Source organism: Bacteroidales bacterium MB20-C3-3 (assembly GCA_035609245.1).
Classification (GTDB): Bacteria; Bacteroidota; Bacteroidia; order Bacteroidales; family UBA932; genus Bact-08.
The window spans coordinates 1274205-1292909 of record CP141202.1 but is presented as its reverse complement, the minus strand read 5'-3'; the positions used below and the strand labels follow the sequence as shown (position 1 = coordinate 1292909).

Below are 18705 nucleotides of genomic sequence, written 5' to 3'. Positions count from 1 at the left end.
TTTAGTTGTTAAGTGATTTGTTTTTAAAAAGCAGTAGCCCGATATTAAACTGTGGATACCACTTTACATCTGCTCCGGGATAGTAGGAGGCAGAGATAGAGACCGGACCCACAGGTGACTGCCATACAGCTGCAATATTACTCATAAAATCCCCCCTTGGGAAACTCCCGCTAAACCCCGCAGTTCCGTTACTGTTTTTTATCAGAGACTTATATGGCTGGAAGTATGAAAAGAGAGTACTGATAAAAACAGAATTAGATAAATGAAAAATAGGGTTGACCCCAACTGCCAGAAAAGAGTTTGCTCTGTATCCTTTCAAAAGCAGAGTTTTGCTGTGTGGCGTAGGCTGGAAAGAGGGGGTGACTATCAAAGTAGAAATATAGTCACCAAGCATTACCCTTGATGAAATAGTCAATTCAGCAACAGAGCCTATAGTTAGCCACTTGTTTACTGAGTGATAAACCTCTGAATAGATATTCAGCTTTAATCTGTTGTTTATGATGTCAATGTCAGATCTTATCTCATCGGAAGTGCTTCCTGCAAAATAGTTTGCAGACATATAGGCGTACCCCAGTGATAATCTTTGTTTAATTCCTGAAGTGGGATAAATTCTGTAATTTGTTGTATTTCTTTCCAGAATAAGGGATGGTGAGAAATATGTAATTCCTGTTCTGTCAGGAATATCATAAGAGGTAAAGTTATCTGTCAGGTAGTATGAGTATGAGTTTCTTCCTGCTGTTATACTGAACTTACCAATTATACTCCTGTTCAGATCTACGGGACTGCCAACTTTTATATTTCCGAAAACCTCATTTTCCTCAATACTGGTAGGTAGTTTATCAAGGTAAGACTCAGTCTGGCTACCTCTGAAGTAATCAAATCTGTGAGCAGTAAAACTCGCTTCATAGAAGAGCAAAGGCTTGATTGAAAAGTCCTGCCTTAAAGATAGTGAGACCCCGGTGTAAAACTTGCCGAGATTCATATCCATGAATACTTTCCACGGATAGAGGCTAAAGTGTCTGTATTCAAGTCCAATATACCCCTGATTAAGAGATGATGAGGAGATGTTGCCACCTATTGAAATTCTGAAAGGCGGCCTCTCGCTAAGTCTGATAGTCATATCAAAAAGAGAGTCTCTGTTCATCCTTGCTGTTGGATAGAAGGTGTTAACATAACCGGAGGCAACAACCCTGTTGTACCCTCTCTTGAGCATTTCAAAACTAACAGGCTCTTTTTTGTGATTGGTTAGCGTGTTTATTATAAACTCCTTTTTCCCGCCTCTGAGAGTATCAGGGATAATTTTTATCTTGTCAAATATTAGCTGAGGAGTCTTAAGTCTGAACGCAAGTCTTTTTTCTGAAAGCTCTTTTGCGCTTCTTCTATCTCTTACCCGCTGCAGAATTTCAGGCATACTTTTCATTGCCAGATCATAACCCTTCTGAACCATTGCATCAAGCATCTCAAAATCCAGCAGACCAACGCTTGTGTAATCCCCATCAATAAGAACCCCTTTTTCAGGAGGAATGTTGTAATTGGTTTCAACCATCATCATGTTTTCCAGCTGAGCCAGCAGGTCATCTGTATCCGGCTCAGAGGGATTTGTAGAGCATTTGGCACCTATTATATAGTCCGGATTAAAATCCCTGATCATTACATCCCATGGGAAATTGTTGTAGAAACCGCCATCAAACATCAATACAGAGTCAATCATTATTGGTTTGAAGGCAAAGGGGAAGGTCATAGATGCCCTTATAGCCTCTCCAATTCCACCCCTTCTGAGAACATAAGGTTTTTTATTTACGATATCGGCAGAGACACACCTGAAGGGTACCATTAGCTTGTTAAAATCATATTCAGCAGCAGCTGAAGATGATGCAAAGAGCTGGATGAATGCGATATCCATAGGGTACGGAGAGATTAAGTTGGTTGGCAGGTTGTAGTTTATCTTTTTCTCTTTTCTGCTAAAATTAAATGTGGCTCCAAATAGCTCCGGAGTAGCATCCCTTCTGTAAATATGGGTTTCATACATCTTTTCAGACTGCCCCTGTTGCCACGATTTAAACTCATCAGATCTGAACAGAGTAATCATCTCATCAGGACTCAGACCTATAGAATAGAGACCTGCGACTATAGCTCCCATTGAGGTGCCGGCAACATAATCAATTGGGATATTGTTCTCTTCCAGAGCCTTAATAACGCCTATATGGGAGAGCCCCTTTGCACCACCACCACTAAGAACCAGCCCAACACTTTGGGAATGCAGAGTCAGGGAAATAAGCACGGCAAGCAGCGTGGCGGTTATCTTTTTTACTTGCATAATAGGGGTAATTGAGGTAATTTTGCCTTCAAACAAAGGTATTAATTTTTGTATAAATCTTATAACTTGAATTTATGAAAAAAATAATTTTCAATCTACTGATTATTACAGTATTATTGGCAACTTCCTGCAAAGGAGGAAAACAGACAGAGGAATCTGAACAAATTAAACAAGAAGATACTACGGTTATGACTACAAATTTAGCATTCAATCCCGCTGAGATAGGCGAGGAGCCACTATTTGACATTGAGACATCTGCAGGAACAATAAGGATTAAACTCTATAAAGAGACCCCTCTGCACAGAGATAACTTTGTTAAACTGGCATCTGAAAGTTTCTACAACGGAATACTTTTCCACAGAATAATCAAAGGATTTATGATTCAGACCGGAGATCCCCTGACCAAGGACCCAACAGCAGCAGACAGGTATGGTACAGGCGGACCCGGATACACTGTTCCGGCAGAAATTCTTCCTCAGTTCAAACACAAAAAAGGTGCTATTGCAGCTGCCAGAAGAGCAGATTCGGTAAATCCACAGAGAGAGTCTTCCGGTTCTCAGTTCTATTTTGTTGAAGATCCATCTACCTGTGCTCAGCTTGATGGTCAGTATACAGTATTTGGAGAGACTGTAAGTGGTATTGAGATAATAGATAAAATTGCAGCAGAACCAACAGGCCCAAGAGACAAACCGGTTAATGATATAAGAATTATATCGGTTAAGCCTGTAAAATAGTGGTTCAGACTATTTCTGCATTAGCTCTTTCATCCGTTTAGCCATATTGTTGGCAAATACAAATTCATTAAGGTCAGGGTTGTCAGCCGTAAGAATATCATTTCGGCTGCCCTCCCAGACCTTTTCTCCTTTATGGATAAAAGAGACCTGATCTCCTATCTCCATAACAGAGTTCATATCGTGAGTATTTACAATAGTTGTTATATTATACTCCTGAGTAATCTCCTGTATAAGCTGATCAATAAGAATGGATGTGTGAGGATCCAGCCCTGAATTTGGTTCGTCGCAAAAGAGATATTTTGGGTTAAGGGCAATTGCCCTTGCTATTCCAACCCTTTTCTGCATTCCGCCGGAGAGTTCATTTGGAAATAATTTGTTGACATTAAAAAGGTTTACCCTTTTAAGACAGAAATTAACTCTCTCAAGCTTCTCTTCGCTGCTCCAATTTGTAAAAAAGTCCATGGGAAACCGAATATTCTCCTCTACTGTAGCAAAATCAAAGAGGGCGCTACCCTGGAAAAGCATACCTATCTCTTTTCTTATCTCCTTTTTTCCCGGCTCGTCAAGAGTTGTGAAGTTTATATCTCCATACCAGACAGATCCGCTCTCCGGCTTATGAAGGCCTACTATTGATTTCAACAACACTGTCTTTCCGGATCCGCTTGCCCCTATGATGAGTGAACACTTTCCCGGCTGATACTCAACGGAGATATCCTTCAGAACCTGTTTCTCTCCAAAAAACTTATTTAATCTCTCTACTTTTATCATCTATCCCAGCATTAATTGAGTGATTACCAGGTTTGCCACAAGAATCATAACAGAGCTTACCACAATAGCTTTTGTGCTGGAGCTTCCCACTCCAAGAGCTCCTCCTGATGCATTGTATCCGTAGAATGAGGAGATGCTTGTAATAACAAAGCTGAAAACTGACATCTTTATCATACTGTAAAATATGTAATATGATCTGAAGGCATAGTGCAGTCCATCAACATATTGGCTCATAGTAACAATTCCGGTAAACAAAATTATCATAGCCCCTCCAACCAGCCCAAGCATAAAACTGAAGAGCATAAGCAGAGGATTAAAAACAGTTGAGGCGGCTATTTTTGGGAGAATAAGATAGTTGGCCGAGTTTACACCCATCATATCCATTGCATCAATCTGCTCGCTAATTCTCATGCTGCCAATTTCTGACGATATGTTTGAGCCTACTTTTCCCGCAAGAATAAGAGCAATCATAGTAGAGCAGAACTCAAGCACCAGGCTCTCCCGTGCCATATAGCCCACATACATCTTGGGAATGAAGGGGCTCTCGATATTTGATGCAGTCTGAATAACAATAACAGCACCAATGAACAAAGAGATAATTGCTACAATGGGAATTGAGTCAATTACAAGTTTCTCGACATCAGTAAAGAATTGCTTGAAAAATATTGATCTCCTGTCCGGTTTGGTAAATACCTTCCTCATCAGAATAAAGTATCTTCCAAGAAGTTCGAGGCTCTTTTTCATTGAATAATTTTTACTTCCGCAAAATTACCTAAAAAATAGCTAATCTCACCCCAAGATTCCCATTTATTCCAAAACCCCAGTATCCGGTGAAAGTATCAGCAGAGTGATCACGGCCATCTCTCCCCCTTTCAATATAAGTGGTATTCAATAAGTTATTAACTGATAAATAAAGAGTTAGTTTGCTTTTACCAATGTTCTCCCTCCATGAAAGAGTAGCGTTTAACAGATGGTAGTCCGGCATTCTGTAAGAATTTTCTCTGTCAGAAGGGTCTCTTCTTGATACCGGATCAAAATCAGCATAGAGCCTGGAGTTGAATTTCCAGTCTGCCATAAGCTCCAGTTTTCGCCCCAGTTTAATAAGTGCCGATGCCCCGACTTGTGTTTGGGGCGCATCGCCTACAGCCAGTCCATCGCTGTAAACATTAATTTTTCCCATCTCCAGTCCCGAATATGTGTCATAAATTATTGCCGACACATCATTTTTCCATCTCCAGTTTCCCAGAGAGAGAAAGCCTCTCAACTCGGCCCATCCGGCGGGTCTGTATAAAATATCGGCCTCTATCCCGTAATGGAGAGCATCAAGCCCCTGAACAACATATTTATGCGGGAGATCATCCATTTGTTGTTTGTAAGGGTCGGAGAGTATGCTCTTATTTTTCCATAAAGCCGAGTAAGCTGTCGCCTCAAAGGAGCCTCTGTCAAAGAGGTATCTTACCCCGGTCTCGCCAAGAAAGTTTCTCTCGTTCTTTACATTCTCAGTTATTGTATTGTTCCCGGATGAGAAAAAAATATCTGAATATGGTACTCTGCTGTATGCTGCTCCATTTAGATATATGGAAGTTCTCCCTGAGAGCTTGTAGAGGGCTCCGCCTTTAACGCTGTATCCTAACGCAGTAGCTGTGCCACTGTGGATATCATCAATATAGTTGTATCTGTCCCAGCGGCTGTTGGTGCTTCCCATAACAGATGCCCCGGCTCTTGCCTCCCAGCCCCCTTTGCTGTATGTGGTCATCGCATAAACAGTCATATGGCTGATGATTTTTCCGTTGTCAGTCCTTATCATATCACCTGTTTTTTTAACAGGATCTCTGCCTGCAACCCCTGCAAGAGACTTGTTTTGATAATCCTCGTACCAGAAGTCTCCGCCCAGCAGATCTGTGATTCTCTCCTTCTCCCAGGTTGAATAAAACTGGTAGTGCAATCCTCCAACATATGAAAATCCATTTTTCCCCTCAATAGTAAGGTTGCTCTTTATGCCGGTCTGAGTGTGGCCGGCCAGATAATCGGACAATATACTTGAAGAGGAGCCGTCAGGATTTCTGTTTGCAGCAATTGCGCCTCTCCAGTCTATCTGACCATCTTTTATAAAGTCAATAATCCTCCTCCCTTTAGACTCGGACCACCTTCCTCCTCCGTTTCCTGAAGATATATATGCCGATGTTGCAAGTTCCACCCTCCTGGATGGTCTGTAAAAATGGTGAAGTGTGATGTATGGTTTGTGATAGAAATTTTTACTTAGATTGTATGGCTCTCCGGGTCTCATGTAGCCCCAGTTTTTATTATACTTGCTGCCATATTTCTCAAATTCCTCATAAGACATCCTAGCTGAGCGCTGTTCATGTTTTTCAGGGGAGCCCAGTGCAGTGAGAAGCAGAGAGTGCCTCTCGTTAATCCGTTTGCTGATATTAAGCATATACGCCCAGGAGCTCACATCGGTATGTTCAACATACCCTTTGCCAAAAGCGTATGAGCCCATCAGAGAGATGTTCCATCCACCCTTTAGAGCACCGGAATTCAAGCTAAGCGAGCTCTTCCCCTGCCCGTAACTAGTATAGAAAAGAGATGTTGTAACAGATGATTCTGCAGATGGCGATGTTGTGATAATATTTATTGTTCCTCCCACAGAGTTATCAGAGAGCATTGAGCCGCCGATTCCCTTCTGTACCTGAATAGCCTGGGTAGCATCTGAAAGCCCCAGCCAGTTATTCCAGAACATATTACCTGTAACCAAACCGGAAATAGGTATCCCGTTTAACATTACAGAGATATTTTCCTGTTTGAATCCCCTAATGTTTAACCTTGCATCCCCGTAACTCCCGGATTCGCTCGTGGCATAAACCCCCGGTATATCCTTTACAAGCTCAGGATATGTTACACCTGCGGACCTCCTTTCAATAATCTCCCTGTTAACTGTTGCCAGCCTAAGAGGGCTTCTCTTTTCGCTGAGGAATGAAGCAGTAAGAACAACCTCCCCAAGATTTGAAGAGAGCGTACTGTCACTTAAGTACATTAAACGGGTTAAACGAGTTGTGTCCTGAGTTGTGTCCTGATTAAGATGTGATAAAGCAGGAGTTGTAAGATAAGACTCAGCAGAAGCTGTCTTGTAAGTTGTGGCAACTGCAGTTGTTGCTCCCGTCAGGAGCAGGAGGACAATGCCACCGGCAATGGCCCCCAGAAAAGTATTTTGTTTCTGTCTCATAATTTCTTCTTTCATCCAGACTCTAACTGTCGGTACCGTAGTTGCAACGGTTCTGCCCTTTTACAGGCTCGCGGACTTTACCGCCGGTCGGGGATTACACCCTGCCCTGAAGATTATTTTTCTTTCAAGTGCAAAGATAGTGAAAAAACAAATTGCCTCAGAGGAAAAGTGTCAAACATTTATTGGACAGGTTCTTATGTGGGCTTTGGCATTTTTATAATGCTTTGATTAAAACTAGTTTGACACTTTTCCTCTGAGGCGATACTTTTTTTTGTAACTTTAGAAAACTTAAAAGGTGGGGAGATTGAGGCGATGAGAAAGAAGAGAGTTATCACAGATGTGGGGATCTACCACATATATCAGCAAGCAAATTCAAGGGTTATTATTTTTTATGATGATGAGGACCGAATCCAGTTTTTGTCACTTATTGCAGAAAGTGCAAGAATCAATGGTGCTGTTATTTATGCATATGTTCTTATGGATAATCATTGGCATCTGTTGGTTAATGTAAAGGATCTAACAAGTTTCGTGAAAAGATACTTGATGAGTTATGTAAGATGGTATAATAGAAAATACAGCAAGAGGGGGAATTTGTGCAATGGACCATATTCCAGCTCACCCAAAAGTACAATTCAAAAAATAATAACCTGTATCGGTTATATCTTAAACAATCCGGTTAAAGCGGGAATGGTTAGTCAGCCGATTCACTATAAATGGTCGTCAGCAAATCAGTATTTTAATAATGACTCTAAGAGTTCAAATATACTTTATGTTGACGATACGATAGTAAAAATCCACTTTTCAAATTATATTGAATTCAGTGAATATCTGCTTAATTCACAGCTTGATTTAAATGATTTCAGAGAAGAAAAGGATTTGGAGATGCCAGTAAAATATTCTGATTTATCAAAGAGCCTTTTAGAACTTCTTAACAACAAATCCTTATATGAATTGACACGAAATGAATTAATTGTGATGATTAAAAAATTTTGTAATGAAACTAGGGCAACTTACATTCAAGTGGCTAGTTTATTTCATGTCAGTTACACATTTGTAAGAGATGTTGCAAAAGGCAGGATTAATCCGGAGTAGCTGGGTGCAGCCAGAAACATCGCCTCAGAGGAAAAGTGTCAAACTACACTAAATCAATGTGTTAAGAAAATTTAAAACAATCAGTAATGTGCAGATAATTAATGGTTTGACACTTTTCCTCTGAGGCGATGTTTGGCCGTGCAAGAAAAAAAGGGTGGCCATTTCTGGTCACCCCTTTTTTCTAATTAGTCGTAGAAGTATTAGTCGTTAAGTGAGAATCTGAAGAATCCGGTTACTTTAACTTCAGGATCTACGCTTTTGAGGTACTGAGCTACGGAGATTTTACCATCCTGAACGAATGTCTGATCTTCCAGTGTGCTCTCCTTAAAGAATTTGTTAAGCTTGCCTTGTGCAATTTGCTCAACCATATTCTCTGGTTTACCCTCTTCACGGATCTGGATTCTGTAGATTTCAAGCTCTTTTTCAATTACCTCTTTAGGGCAGGAATCTCTGTTTACAGAAACAGGATTCATTGCGGTAATCTGCATAGCGATTTCGTCACCTACAGTTTCACTTACTTTCTTAGAGAAACCAACTACAGTTGCAACTTTACCATTTGTATGGATATATGTTGCAATATATGAAGCCTCTATTTTTGCATAGAAAGGAATAGCGTGTTTTTCACCGCTCTTTCCGGTTTGTTGAGTTACAGCCTCTTCAATAGTTTGGCCGTCCAGAGTTACTTTCATAAGTCCGGCAAGATCCGCAGGCATTGCTGTAAGAGCAGCATCTGCAATCTTGTTTGCCAATTGCTGGAATTCAGCATTCTTTGCAACGAAGTCTGTCTCACAACCAAGGCAGGTTAGAATTGCTTTGGTTCTGTCTGCGTTTGCAAGAGCAATTACTGAACCCTCAGTGGTTTCGCGGTCTGCTCTTTTTGCTGCTACTAGTTTGCCTTTTTCACGAATGATGTCCTTTGCTTTGTCAAAATCGCCGTTAGCCTCTACAAGAGCGCTCTTGCAGTCCATCATTCCTGCGCCTGTCATCTGGCGAAGTTTGGCAACGTCTGTTGCTTTGATTTCCATTTTTATATTAAATAAGGGAGTTATTACTAATTTTCAGCTTCAGCCTCTGCTTTTGGTTCAGCTTTAACTACTGGTTCAGCTTCTGCTACCGGAGCTGCTTCAGCTTCTGCTGCAGGGGCTGCCGGAGCTGCACTCTTGCGGGCGCGAGTCCTCTTAACCTCAGGAGCATCTTTAGATTCAGACTGTACCTCTTTCTCCTTCTCCATCTTCCTCTCTGAAAGGCCTTCAGCTACTGCCTGTGATAGTCTCTCCATAATAAGAGAGATAGATTTTGCAGCATCGTCGTTTGCCGGGATCACGTAATCAATCGGACCTGGATCGCAACATGTATCAACCATCGCGATAACCGGAATATTCAGACGATTTGCCTCTTTCACGGCATTCATCTCTTTCTGTATGTCAACAATAAAGAGGGCAGAAGGGAGCCTGTTAAGGTCTGCTATTGAACCTAAGTTCTTCTCAAGTTTGGCTCTCTGACGGGTTACCTGAAGTTTCTCGCGTTTTGCAAGTGTCTCGTAGGTACCATCAGTCATCATTTTGTCAATTGTGTTCATCTTCTTGACTGCCTTGCGGATAGTCGGGAAGTTGGTAAGCATTCCACCGGGCCAGCGCTCGGTAACATATGGCATATTTACTGCTTTTGCGTATTCTGCTACAATGTCTTTAGCCTGCTTTTTGGTTGCCACAAATAGTATTTTACGACCGGCGCGAGCCAGTTGTTTCATTACGCTTGCAGCCTCATCTATTTTGATAACGGTCTTGTGCAGATCTATAATGTGTATCCCATTCTTCTCCATGAAGATATAGGGAGCCATCTTAGGATTCCATTTTCTCTTAAGGTGGCCGAAGTGTACACCTGCATCAAGTAGTTCTTGGAAATTTGTTCTTGGCATTTTTTCTTGTAATAAATGTTTGTTTTTCTCTTTTCTTCAATCGGGAGTAGCTTTTTGAAGGTCTCCCGGATTTTCCGCGGATTGGCAAATTCCGGTAGCTTAAATTTTAAGATCCTTGAATTTTTATCCTTTCCGTGCAAAAAATCAGTTTCAACCGATAATAAATACTATCGTTTGCTGAACTGGAAGCGTCTGCGTGCACCAGGCTGTCCCGGTTTCTTCCTCTCAACCTCTCTGGGGTCACGAGTAAGGAAACCATTTGCTTTTAGAACAGAGCGATGAGCCTCAGCGTCTATTTTGCATAGAGCGCGGGCTATTGCAAGGCGAAGAGCCTCTGCCTGACCCTTAACTCCACCACCATCAAGATTAACTTTAATGTCAAACTGAGATTGAGTGTTTGTAAGGACAAGCGGCTGCATAACAATGTACTGAAGAGACTCGTCAACAAAATATTGCTCAAGAGCTCTGTCGTTAATTGTAATATTGCCTTTTCCAGGGTTCACATAAACGCGAGCAACTGCTGATTTTCGTCTTCCAAGGGCGTTAATTAATTCCATGCTCGTTTAAATTTCGTTTAAATTGATTTGTTTTGGTTGCTGTGCCTGATGAGGATGCTCCGCTCCTTCGTAAACGAAAAGATTACGGAACAGCTGTGCTCCCAGACGATTTTTTGGCAGCATGCCCTTCACGGCGTGCTCAACTACTGCCAGCGGCTTGCGATCCAGCAACTCCTTAGGAGTGGCAAATCTCTGTCCGCCGGGATACCCGGTGTGACGAACGTACACCTTGTCAGTCAACTTCTTGCCAGTCAGGCGAACTTTAGTAGCATTGACAATAATTACATTGTCTCCGCAGTCCACATGTGGCGTGTAGTTGGCTTTGTGCTTGCCGCGAAGGATCAGAGCGACCCTTGACGCAAGTCTTCCTAATACCAGGTCGGTTGCATCAATGACTACCCAGTTCTTTGTAACTGTAGCCTGATTTGCCGACACGGTCTTGTAGCTCAATGTGTCCACTTTGTTGATTTTTAGGTTAATATATTAATTTGTGTTGCGATTCCCCTACACATAGGGGGGTGCAAAGTTATAACTATTTTTTAAAGTGACAAAATACCTATATTTTTGCGTTATGAAAATCGGAGACATTGAACTGGGAGAGAGACCCCTCTTCCTCGCCCCAATGGAGGATGTGACAGATGCATCCTTCAGGTATATATGCAAGGAATTTGGTGCTGATGTTATGTATACCGAGTTTGTCTCGTCAGATGGACTCATCAGGGATGCCCGGAAATCACTTGAAAAACTTAAGACATTCCCTTACGAAAGGCCAATCGGCATACAAATATATGGCCATATACCGGAGGCTATGGTGGAGGCAGCAAAGATGGCCGAGGAGGCGCAACCCTCTTTCATTGATATAAACTTTGGCTGCCCTGTTAATAAAATTGCAAACAGAGGAGCAGGGTCGGGGATGATGAGATATCCCGATAAAATGGTTGATATCACCCGCAGGGTGGTAGAGGCAGTAAAATTGCCGGTAACTGTCAAGACCCGCCTGGGGTGGGATGAAAATTCAAAAATTATTGTTGAACTTGCGGAACAGTTGCAGGAGACAGGCATTGAGGCGCTGACAATACACGGACGGACAAGAGCCCAGCTCTACAAAGGAGAAGCAGACTGGACACTGATAGGAGAGATAAAGAGAAACCCCAGAATGAGGATTCCGATAATCGGGAATGGAGACATAACAACCGATATTCAGGCAAAAGAGGCTTTTGAGAGGTATGGAGTTGATGGAGTAATGATAGGGAGGGCAACCTACGGAAGGCCATGGATATTCCGGGAGATTAAACATTTTTTGGAAACAGGGGAGCATATGCCCCCTCTTACAGTTGAAGAGAAGGTTGATCTCGCAAAACGCCATTTGCTTAAATCTGTGGAGGTCAAAGGCGAAAGAGTAGGAGTGCTGGAGATGAGAAGGCACCTCTCCGCTTATTTTAAATCTCTTCCCGATTTTAAACCCATCAGGATGAAACTTGTTACTGAGGATAGCCATATTGAGCTTCTGAATATTCTTGACCAAATTAAAGAGAAATACCCAGCAAATGAAAACTTTTCTGATTGATAAAGTTCTGCTTTTTCCATACTATTTTGCCCTTAAAACAAGGCACTTCCTTTACGATACATCAATTATAAAATCCCGTGAATACCCCATACCTATTATATCAGTAGGGAATATTACCGTTGGAGGAACCGGAAAGACCCCGTATGTAGAGTATCTTATCAAAACACTTCACGGTTGTGAGAGGCCTGCAGTTCTCTCAAGGGGCTACGGAAGAAAGGGGAGAGGATGGAGAGAGGTTAATATAGCAGACTCTGCTGCCGATTCAGGTGACGAGCCTCTTCAGATTAAGAGAAAGTTCCCGGATGTGCTGGTATGTGTTGACACAAACAGAAGGCGAGGTATTGAGAAGCTGCTCTCCTTACCTGAAGACAAAAGACCCACAACTATCATACTAGATGACGGATTCCAGCACAGGAGGGTGAAGCCCTCTAAAAACATTGTGTTGATAGACTCAAGCAGACCAATAGACAGAGACCACCTTCTTCCCCTGGGAAGGCTCAGGGATCTCCCTGAGCAGATAAAGAGGGCCCATACTGTTGTTGTAACAAAATGCCCCTCTGAGATGGATGCTGCCGATATGTTTCTTTGGGAGCAGAGGCTAAAGATGCCTGCGGGAGTTGAGGTGCAATTTACAACACTTAAATATGCAGATCCGCTTCCGGTATTCCCTCAGGAGGCAGATAAACGATATATCTATTCAAAATTTGCGTTTTTACTTACTTCTATTGCAAATCCACGCCATTTAAGATATCATTTGTTAAGTTTTTACAAGATATCATCAAGCCTTGAATTCAGGGATCATCATAATTTTTCAAACAGAGATGCCGGAAAGATAAAAAGATGGGCATTAAAAGATAATAAGGCACTTATTATGACAACAGAGAAAGATGCTCAGAGACTATCCGCCCTTGTACAACTTCCTGATGAAGTAAAATCAAGGATGTTTTATCTGCCGGTTGAAGTGGCTCCTATTGGTAAGGCAGGCTCTAAGTTATAATTTCCAAGTTCGCGCTATAATATAGTAATTATTTATTAACCATAATAGCTTTTTTCGTTTTTTTATTCAGGAATCTGAACTTTTTAAAGAAATAATTCATACTTTTGCGAATGTGCTTTTGCATAATTGCATAATAAATAAACCACTAAAAATTATTAACCTAAAATTCTTAAACTCATGCATGTTTCAAAGAATGGAAATCGTATCGCTATTAAAGTGATGTCGGTTTTTGCCCTTCTGCTTTTTGCAGGTTCTATGTGGGCTCAGAACATCAAGGTTACCGGTAAAGTTACCGACTCCAAAGGAGAACCACTAATGGGCGTAGGCATCCTTATCAAGGGTACCCGCACAGGTGTATCCTCAGCTTTGGACGGAACTTATGAAATCAATGCACAGCCAAGATCTGTGCTTGTTTTTACTTCACTGGGTATGAAGACCCTGGAGATTCCGGTAAACAACAGAAACCTTATTAACATAACTATGGAAGACGACAACCTGCTGCTGGACGAACTGGTAGTAGTTGGCTGGGGTACACAAAAGAAGGAAAATCTTTCGGGTGCTGTTTCCACCGTTGATGTGGCAAAAACTCTTGAGTCAAGGCCTATTTCTGACGTTGGTAGGGCACTTCAGGGCTCAACACCTGGTCTTCAGATTACCACCACTTCAGGAGCTATCGGAGGTTCACCAACAATTAAGATCCGTGCAACCGTTAGTACTATAGGCGGCGGTTCAGGTAATCCTCTTATTATGGTTGACAACGTTGAGGTTCCAAGTCTATCTTATGTTAACCCGGATGACATTGAAAGTATCTCAACACTTAAAGATGCCTCCACAACTGCTATCTACGGAGCAAGAGCTGCATTTGGTGCTATTTTGATTACCACCAAAAAAGGTAACAAAGACGGAAGAGTAAGGGTTAACTACTCAAACAACTTCTCTTGGGCAACTCCAACAGATGTTCCTCAGCACACAAGAGCTGACCTTAACCTTCAGTACTCTTATGATCAGATGAACTCACTCAAGACAACCCCTACTTACGAGTACGGACAAGTTGGTTACTACTACAATCCTGATGTTATTGCAAAAGTAAAACAGTGGATTGATACATATGGAGATGGAAAAGATCTTGGCAGAGAGATGGTTGAAGGAAGAGACTTTGATTACAGAGCCTCCGGTGGAGCCTATTTCTACAGACCTTGGGATATTTATGATATCTATTTCAAACAGTGGACCCCTCAGCAGACACAAAATGTCTCAGTTAACGGAGGTTCAGAGAAGACACAGTACAGCATCTCTGCAGCTTACATGAATCAAAAGGGTGTATTAAAACTTTTTGATGATTTCTATACAAGGAAAAACATTTCCGGATTTATCAGCACAGATGTAAACAAGTGGCTTACAGTAAGATCAAGATTTATGTATGCTAAAACATACGAAGAGTCTCCATTCCTTTATGCTAGTGCTACATATGATCCAATGTACTACCTTTACAGATGGCATCAGGTATATCCATACGGAACATATAACGGAAACGAATTCCGTAATGCTGTCAACGACCTTAAAGGTGCGCGGCCTGTTGAGGAGTCTTCTTTCTACAGCAGATACACATTGGGAGCAACAGTAAAGATAGTTGACGGACTTACTGCAGACTTTGACTATACTTACAACCAAAACTTCTCAACAAGTCACACTGTTGGGGGTTATGTAAGCGGTATCAACTTCTGGAGCAGAACTGCAAATACCTCGTTTGACCAATTCAATGGTATATATTCTACAGCATCTTATGACTATGCTCAGTACAACACTTCAAGAAGACTTGGAAATGTTTACAACGGCTACATGACATATGACAAGAAATTCGGAAAACATGGCCTTAAGGCTATGGCCGGAACTAACATTGAAGATTCAGAATATGTATGGCACCAGTCAAGAAGAAACGGTGTTTACGATTTTGAGAAGGGCGAAGTAAACCTTGCAGGTGGCGATCAGGTCTCCTCATCTAACCACTCATGGTGGTCAGTTGCAGGTATGTTTGCAAGGATAAACTACTCGTATAATGATAAATACCTTCTTGAGGTTAACGGTCGTTACGACGGATCTTCAAAATTTGGTGAAGGCAAACGCTGGGGATTCTTCCCATCTGCATCTGCAGCCTGGAGAGTAACAGAGGAGCCTTGGATGAAACCTGTGAAACATATTGTCAGCTCACTTAAACTTCGTGCATCTTACGGAGAGGTTGGTAACCAGGATGTTCCACTTAGCTCATATATTTCAACAATGGCCATCACAAACCCTTCAGCAGCTGGTAACTACTGGCTTGTTGGCGGTAACTTCAAACCATATATCGGTTCAGCTCCTGCACTTGTTGACCCGTCACTTACATGGGAGACTGTAACAACACTGGATATTGGAATGGACGCCAGATTGTTCAAGGATAAACTTGGAGTAACAGTAGACTGGTATCAGAGAAAGACTCTTGATATGCTATCTGCAGGTGAGGTACTACCTTCAACAGTTGGCGCATCTGCTCCAAGAAGAAACTTTGGTGAACTTACAACTAATGGTGTTGAGATCGCTCTTAACTATAACCATACATTTAACAACGGACTTCACCTCTCTTTGACAGGTCAGTTTACAGACTACAAGACAATCGTAAGCAAATTCTCATCTCCTAACGATCCCGGAATCTCCTCTACCTATTATCAAGGTAAGGTTCTAGGTGAGATCTGGGGTTACAAAACAGACGGATTGTATCAGAAAGAGGACTTCGTTTGGGAGAATGGTGCCATCAAACAGACACTGCAACCAAATGGTCAGCTTAAGAACACTCTTGTAGAGGGTATTCCAAATCAGTACATTTACGAAAGCGGACTATTCAAATTCAGCCCGGGCGACGTGAAGTTTAAAGACCTTAATGGTGACGGAGTTATTGGATACGGCCTTAACACTATTGGCGATCCAGGTGACAGAACTGTTATAGGTAACACAACCCCTCGCTACCAGTATGGCTTCAGAGTAGGAGCAGACTGGAAGGGATTTGATATAGACCTCTTCTTCCAGGGTGTAGGTAAAAGAGAGATTTGGGCCACAGGTAACATGGTTCTTCCTGGTTACTACGGAGCTGAAGCTAACTATGCTCACACTATGGATTACTGGACAGAGGATAACACCAGTGCCTTCTATCCAAGACCTCTTGAATATGCACAAACTGCAAAGTGGAACTATCTTGCAAATGATCGTTATCTTCTTAATGCAGCATATTTAAGAATGAAGAATCTTAACATTGGTTACACACTTCCTAAGAACCTTCTTAGCAAAGTAAACATTCAAAAACTAAGAGTGTATTTCAGTGGTGAAAACCTCTTTGAATTTGACAACATGGGAGATATTCCAATTGACCCGGAAATTGACTGGACAACAACTACTGCAAATGACAGCAGATCATTCGGTAGAAGCTATCCTTACAGAAGGACTCTATCATTTGGTGTTCAGATTGAATTCTAATATTTTATGACAATGAAAAAGATATATTTAATACTGATAGCGGTACTGCTGGGCCTTTCCAGCTGCGAGAACTACCTCGACAGAAAGAATCTGGATACTTTTGACGAGGCTAACTTCTGGACAAACGAAGGTAACCTGAGGCTATATGCTCAAGGATCTTACACTGCATATTTCACAGGATATGGCAGCGGATTTACCTGGGGAAACTTCTTTACAGGAGGTGCCTGGGGAGATGAGTACAGCTCATCTGCAATATGGACACAAAACACAGCTACATCTGGTAATGGATGGACATTTACCTGGGTAAGAAGGCATAATGTGATGATTAACAGAATTGAAGGGATGACCAATCTGACTCCTGAGGCAAAGGCCCACTGGACAGGTATCGGCCGCTTCTTCAGGGCATTAGAATATGCAGATCTTGCAAGAGCATTTGGAGATGTCCCTTACTACGATACTGAGATATTCCCCGGTGAGACTGACAAGATGTACAAACCAAGAGATCCACTGGCAGATGTAACCAAGAAGATGCTGGAAGACTTTGAATTTGCTGCTGCAAATGTTCGTCAAAACGACGGAGCCCAGCAAATAAACAGAGATGTAGTGCTTGCCTTTATGTCAAGACATATGTTGTATTTTGGAACATTCCTTAAGTATCACAAAAATGACAATGCAACTGCAACTTTGCTCCTGCAGAAAGCTAAATGGGCTGCTGAGCAGCTTATGGCAGGTGGAAAATACCAAATAGTTGATGACTACAGAGGCATATTTGCATCCGAAGATCTTTCTGCAAACAAAGAGGTGATTTTCTATCGTCAATATGTAACAGCAAAGGCTTCACACGCATTGGTGTCATATAATAACACAGAGGGTCAAACCGGAACAACTCTTAAGGTAGTTGAGACTTACCTGGCTGCTGATGGTCTTCCAATCAAACAATCTCCAGTATATAACTATGCTGCTGATAATGGTCTTCGTTACTATCCTCAGCAGTATGCAAACAGAGATCCAAGAATGGCGGCATCACTCGTTGATACCATAAGAGTTCAGGGTGTTCACAATGCTTACTCTACAACCGGTTTCCTCTCATGGAAGTTCCTTCCTTATGAGGCAGATCAGGTAAACCTTCTTTATAACGGTTCTACCAACACTACAGATGCTCCTATTATAAGATACGGCGAGGTTCTTCTTAACTATGCCGAGGCTGCTGCTGAACTAGGTCAGTTTGACCAGGCAGCTGCAGATGCTTCCATCAACAAGCTTCGTGCAAGGAAAATCAAGAAGAATAACACCGGCCCTGAAATTCCAAGACTACCAAATATGGTAATTTCAGGAACAAATGTTACTGCAAATGGTGTTGTTATCAACGATCCTGACAGAGATCCATCTGTATCTCCAATCCTTTGGGAGATTCGCAGAGAGAGAATGGTTGAACTTCTGTTTGAAGGATTCCGCAAGAATGATTTGAGAAGATGGAAGAAGTATGAGTACCTTAAGACAATGGAGACTAACGGCCCTACAACTCTTGGTAAAGGAGCCTATGTAGATTTCAATAAATTTACTGCAGCTCAGGTTATAAACATTAAGAAAGCGGTTAAGTTCTTCTATCCGAATCCTGCAGATCAGACCAAAGCATTTATCTACAATCTCTATGATAATAATATGAGAAGAGACTGGATACCAGGCGACTCATATTATGAGAGACAATATCAGAATGCAGTTCCGCTGGATCAAATTAAACTGTATAAAGACCTTGGTTTTACTCTAAGTCAAAATCCTGGCTGGGATACTGTAAATTAATACTTAGTATTAAAACTTCCAATAGAGGACGGCATTTATGCCGTCCTCTTTTTTTTCAGCTTACGATTTTTAATCAATTTCAAATTATTACATAAAATTTATAAAATATAGCATTACTTAGATTGATATTTGCAACCAAATAGTGAGTTTTTTAGTAATAGCTACAATAATTGGAATAAATTTCATAGTTTTACATCGTAATAAAATGTACTATTTACAGATAATTTA

14 protein-coding genes and 1 riboswitch are annotated in these 18705 nt (G+C 41.6%); of the genes, 6 read left to right on the top strand and 8 right to left on the bottom strand.

All coding sequences use genetic code 11. The annotated features are described in order from the left end of the window. Position 1 precedes the first annotated feature (1 nt). Positions 2 to 2317, bottom strand: a complete 2316-nt coding sequence (locus U5907_05815; protein ID WRQ32099.1) for a patatin-like phospholipase family protein — start codon at positions 2315 to 2317, stop codon at positions 2 to 4. A 74-nt stretch (positions 2318 to 2391) separates the two neighbouring features. Here U5907_05815 and U5907_05810 point away from each other — a divergent pair, with 74 nt between their 5' ends. Next, the gene (locus U5907_05810; GenBank protein WRQ32098.1) at positions 2392 to 3051 is read left to right on the top strand and encodes a peptidylprolyl isomerase; all 660 of its coding nucleotides are present in this window, start codon (positions 2392 to 2394) and stop codon (positions 3049 to 3051) included. Positions 3052 to 3060: 9 nt separating this feature from the next. On the opposite strand, the gene U5907_05805 is transcribed toward U5907_05810, so the two are convergent. The 3 genes from U5907_05805 to U5907_05795 all read right to left on the bottom strand — a co-directional run bounded on the left by U5907_05805 (position 3061) and on the right by U5907_05795 (position 7042). Next, on the bottom strand, positions 3061 to 3819 hold the full coding sequence (locus U5907_05805; GenBank protein ID WRQ32097.1) for an ATP-binding cassette domain-containing protein: 759 nt from the start codon (positions 3817 to 3819) through the stop codon (positions 3061 to 3063). Next, the gene (locus U5907_05800; protein WRQ32096.1) at positions 3820 to 4563 is read right to left on the bottom strand and encodes an ABC transporter permease; all 744 of its coding nucleotides are present in this window, start codon (positions 4561 to 4563) and stop codon (positions 3820 to 3822) included. Between the two features lie 28 nt (positions 4564 to 4591). Continuing rightward, entirely contained in the window at positions 4592 to 7042 is a 2451-nt protein-coding gene (locus U5907_05795) for a TonB-dependent receptor plug domain-containing protein (protein WRQ32095.1), read from the bottom strand. Next, a riboswitch (FMN riboswitch) is annotated at positions 7042 to 7160 on the bottom strand. Its footprint overlaps the gene before it by 1 nt. 194 nt (positions 7161 to 7354) lie before the next feature. Here U5907_05795 and U5907_05790 point away from each other — a divergent pair. Beyond that, entirely contained in the window at positions 7355 to 8134 is a 780-nt protein-coding gene (locus U5907_05790; protein WRQ32094.1) for a transposase, read from the top strand. Positions 8135 to 8334: 200 nt separating this feature from the next. Here the strand turns inward: U5907_05790 and tsf are convergent, their stop codons facing one another. The 4 genes from tsf to rplM form a co-directional block, all read right to left on the bottom strand. Continuing rightward, a complete protein-coding gene (gene tsf / locus U5907_05785; protein WRQ32093.1) occupies positions 8335 to 9159 on the bottom strand; it encodes a translation elongation factor Ts in 825 nt (274 codons plus the stop codon). A 26-nt stretch (positions 9160 to 9185) separates the two neighbouring features. Next, on the bottom strand, positions 9186 to 10052 hold the full coding sequence (rpsB, locus tag U5907_05780) for a 30S ribosomal protein S2 (GenBank protein WRQ32092.1): 867 nt from the start codon (positions 10050 to 10052) through the stop codon (positions 9186 to 9188). A gap of 167 nt (positions 10053 to 10219) precedes the next feature. Then, complete coding sequence (rpsI, locus tag U5907_05775; protein WRQ32091.1) at positions 10220 to 10609, bottom strand: 30S ribosomal protein S9; 390 nt, start codon at positions 10607 to 10609, stop codon at positions 10220 to 10222. A gap of 6 nt (positions 10610 to 10615) precedes the next feature. Beyond that, a complete protein-coding gene (gene rplM / locus U5907_05770) occupies positions 10616 to 11068 on the bottom strand; it encodes a 50S ribosomal protein L13 (GenBank protein ID WRQ32090.1) in 453 nt (150 codons plus the stop codon). A gap of 112 nt (positions 11069 to 11180) precedes the next feature. Here rplM and dusB point away from each other — a divergent pair, with 112 nt between their 5' ends. The 4 genes from dusB (at position 11181) to U5907_05750 (ending at position 18477) form a co-directional block, all read left to right on the top strand. Continuing rightward, entirely contained in the window at positions 11181 to 12176 is a 996-nt protein-coding gene (dusB, locus tag U5907_05765) for a tRNA dihydrouridine synthase DusB (protein ID WRQ32089.1), read from the top strand. After that, positions 12157 to 13173 carry a tetraacyldisaccharide 4'-kinase gene (lpxK, locus tag U5907_05760; GenBank protein ID WRQ32088.1) on the top strand — a complete coding sequence of 339 codons (1017 nt, stop codon included), beginning with the start codon at positions 12157 to 12159 and terminating at the stop codon, positions 13171 to 13173. The genes dusB and lpxK overlap by 20 nt, the downstream gene beginning before the upstream one ends. 177 nt (positions 13174 to 13350) lie before the next feature. Further along, positions 13351 to 16677, top strand: coding sequence for a TonB-dependent receptor (locus U5907_05755; protein ID WRQ32087.1), 3327 nt, complete (start codon positions 13351 to 13353; stop codon positions 16675 to 16677). Positions 16678 to 16689: 12 nt separating this feature from the next. Then, complete coding sequence (locus U5907_05750) at positions 16690 to 18477, top strand: RagB/SusD family nutrient uptake outer membrane protein (protein ID WRQ32086.1); 1788 nt, start codon at positions 16690 to 16692, stop codon at positions 18475 to 18477. The last annotated feature ends 228 nt before the right edge of the window (positions 18478 to 18705 follow it).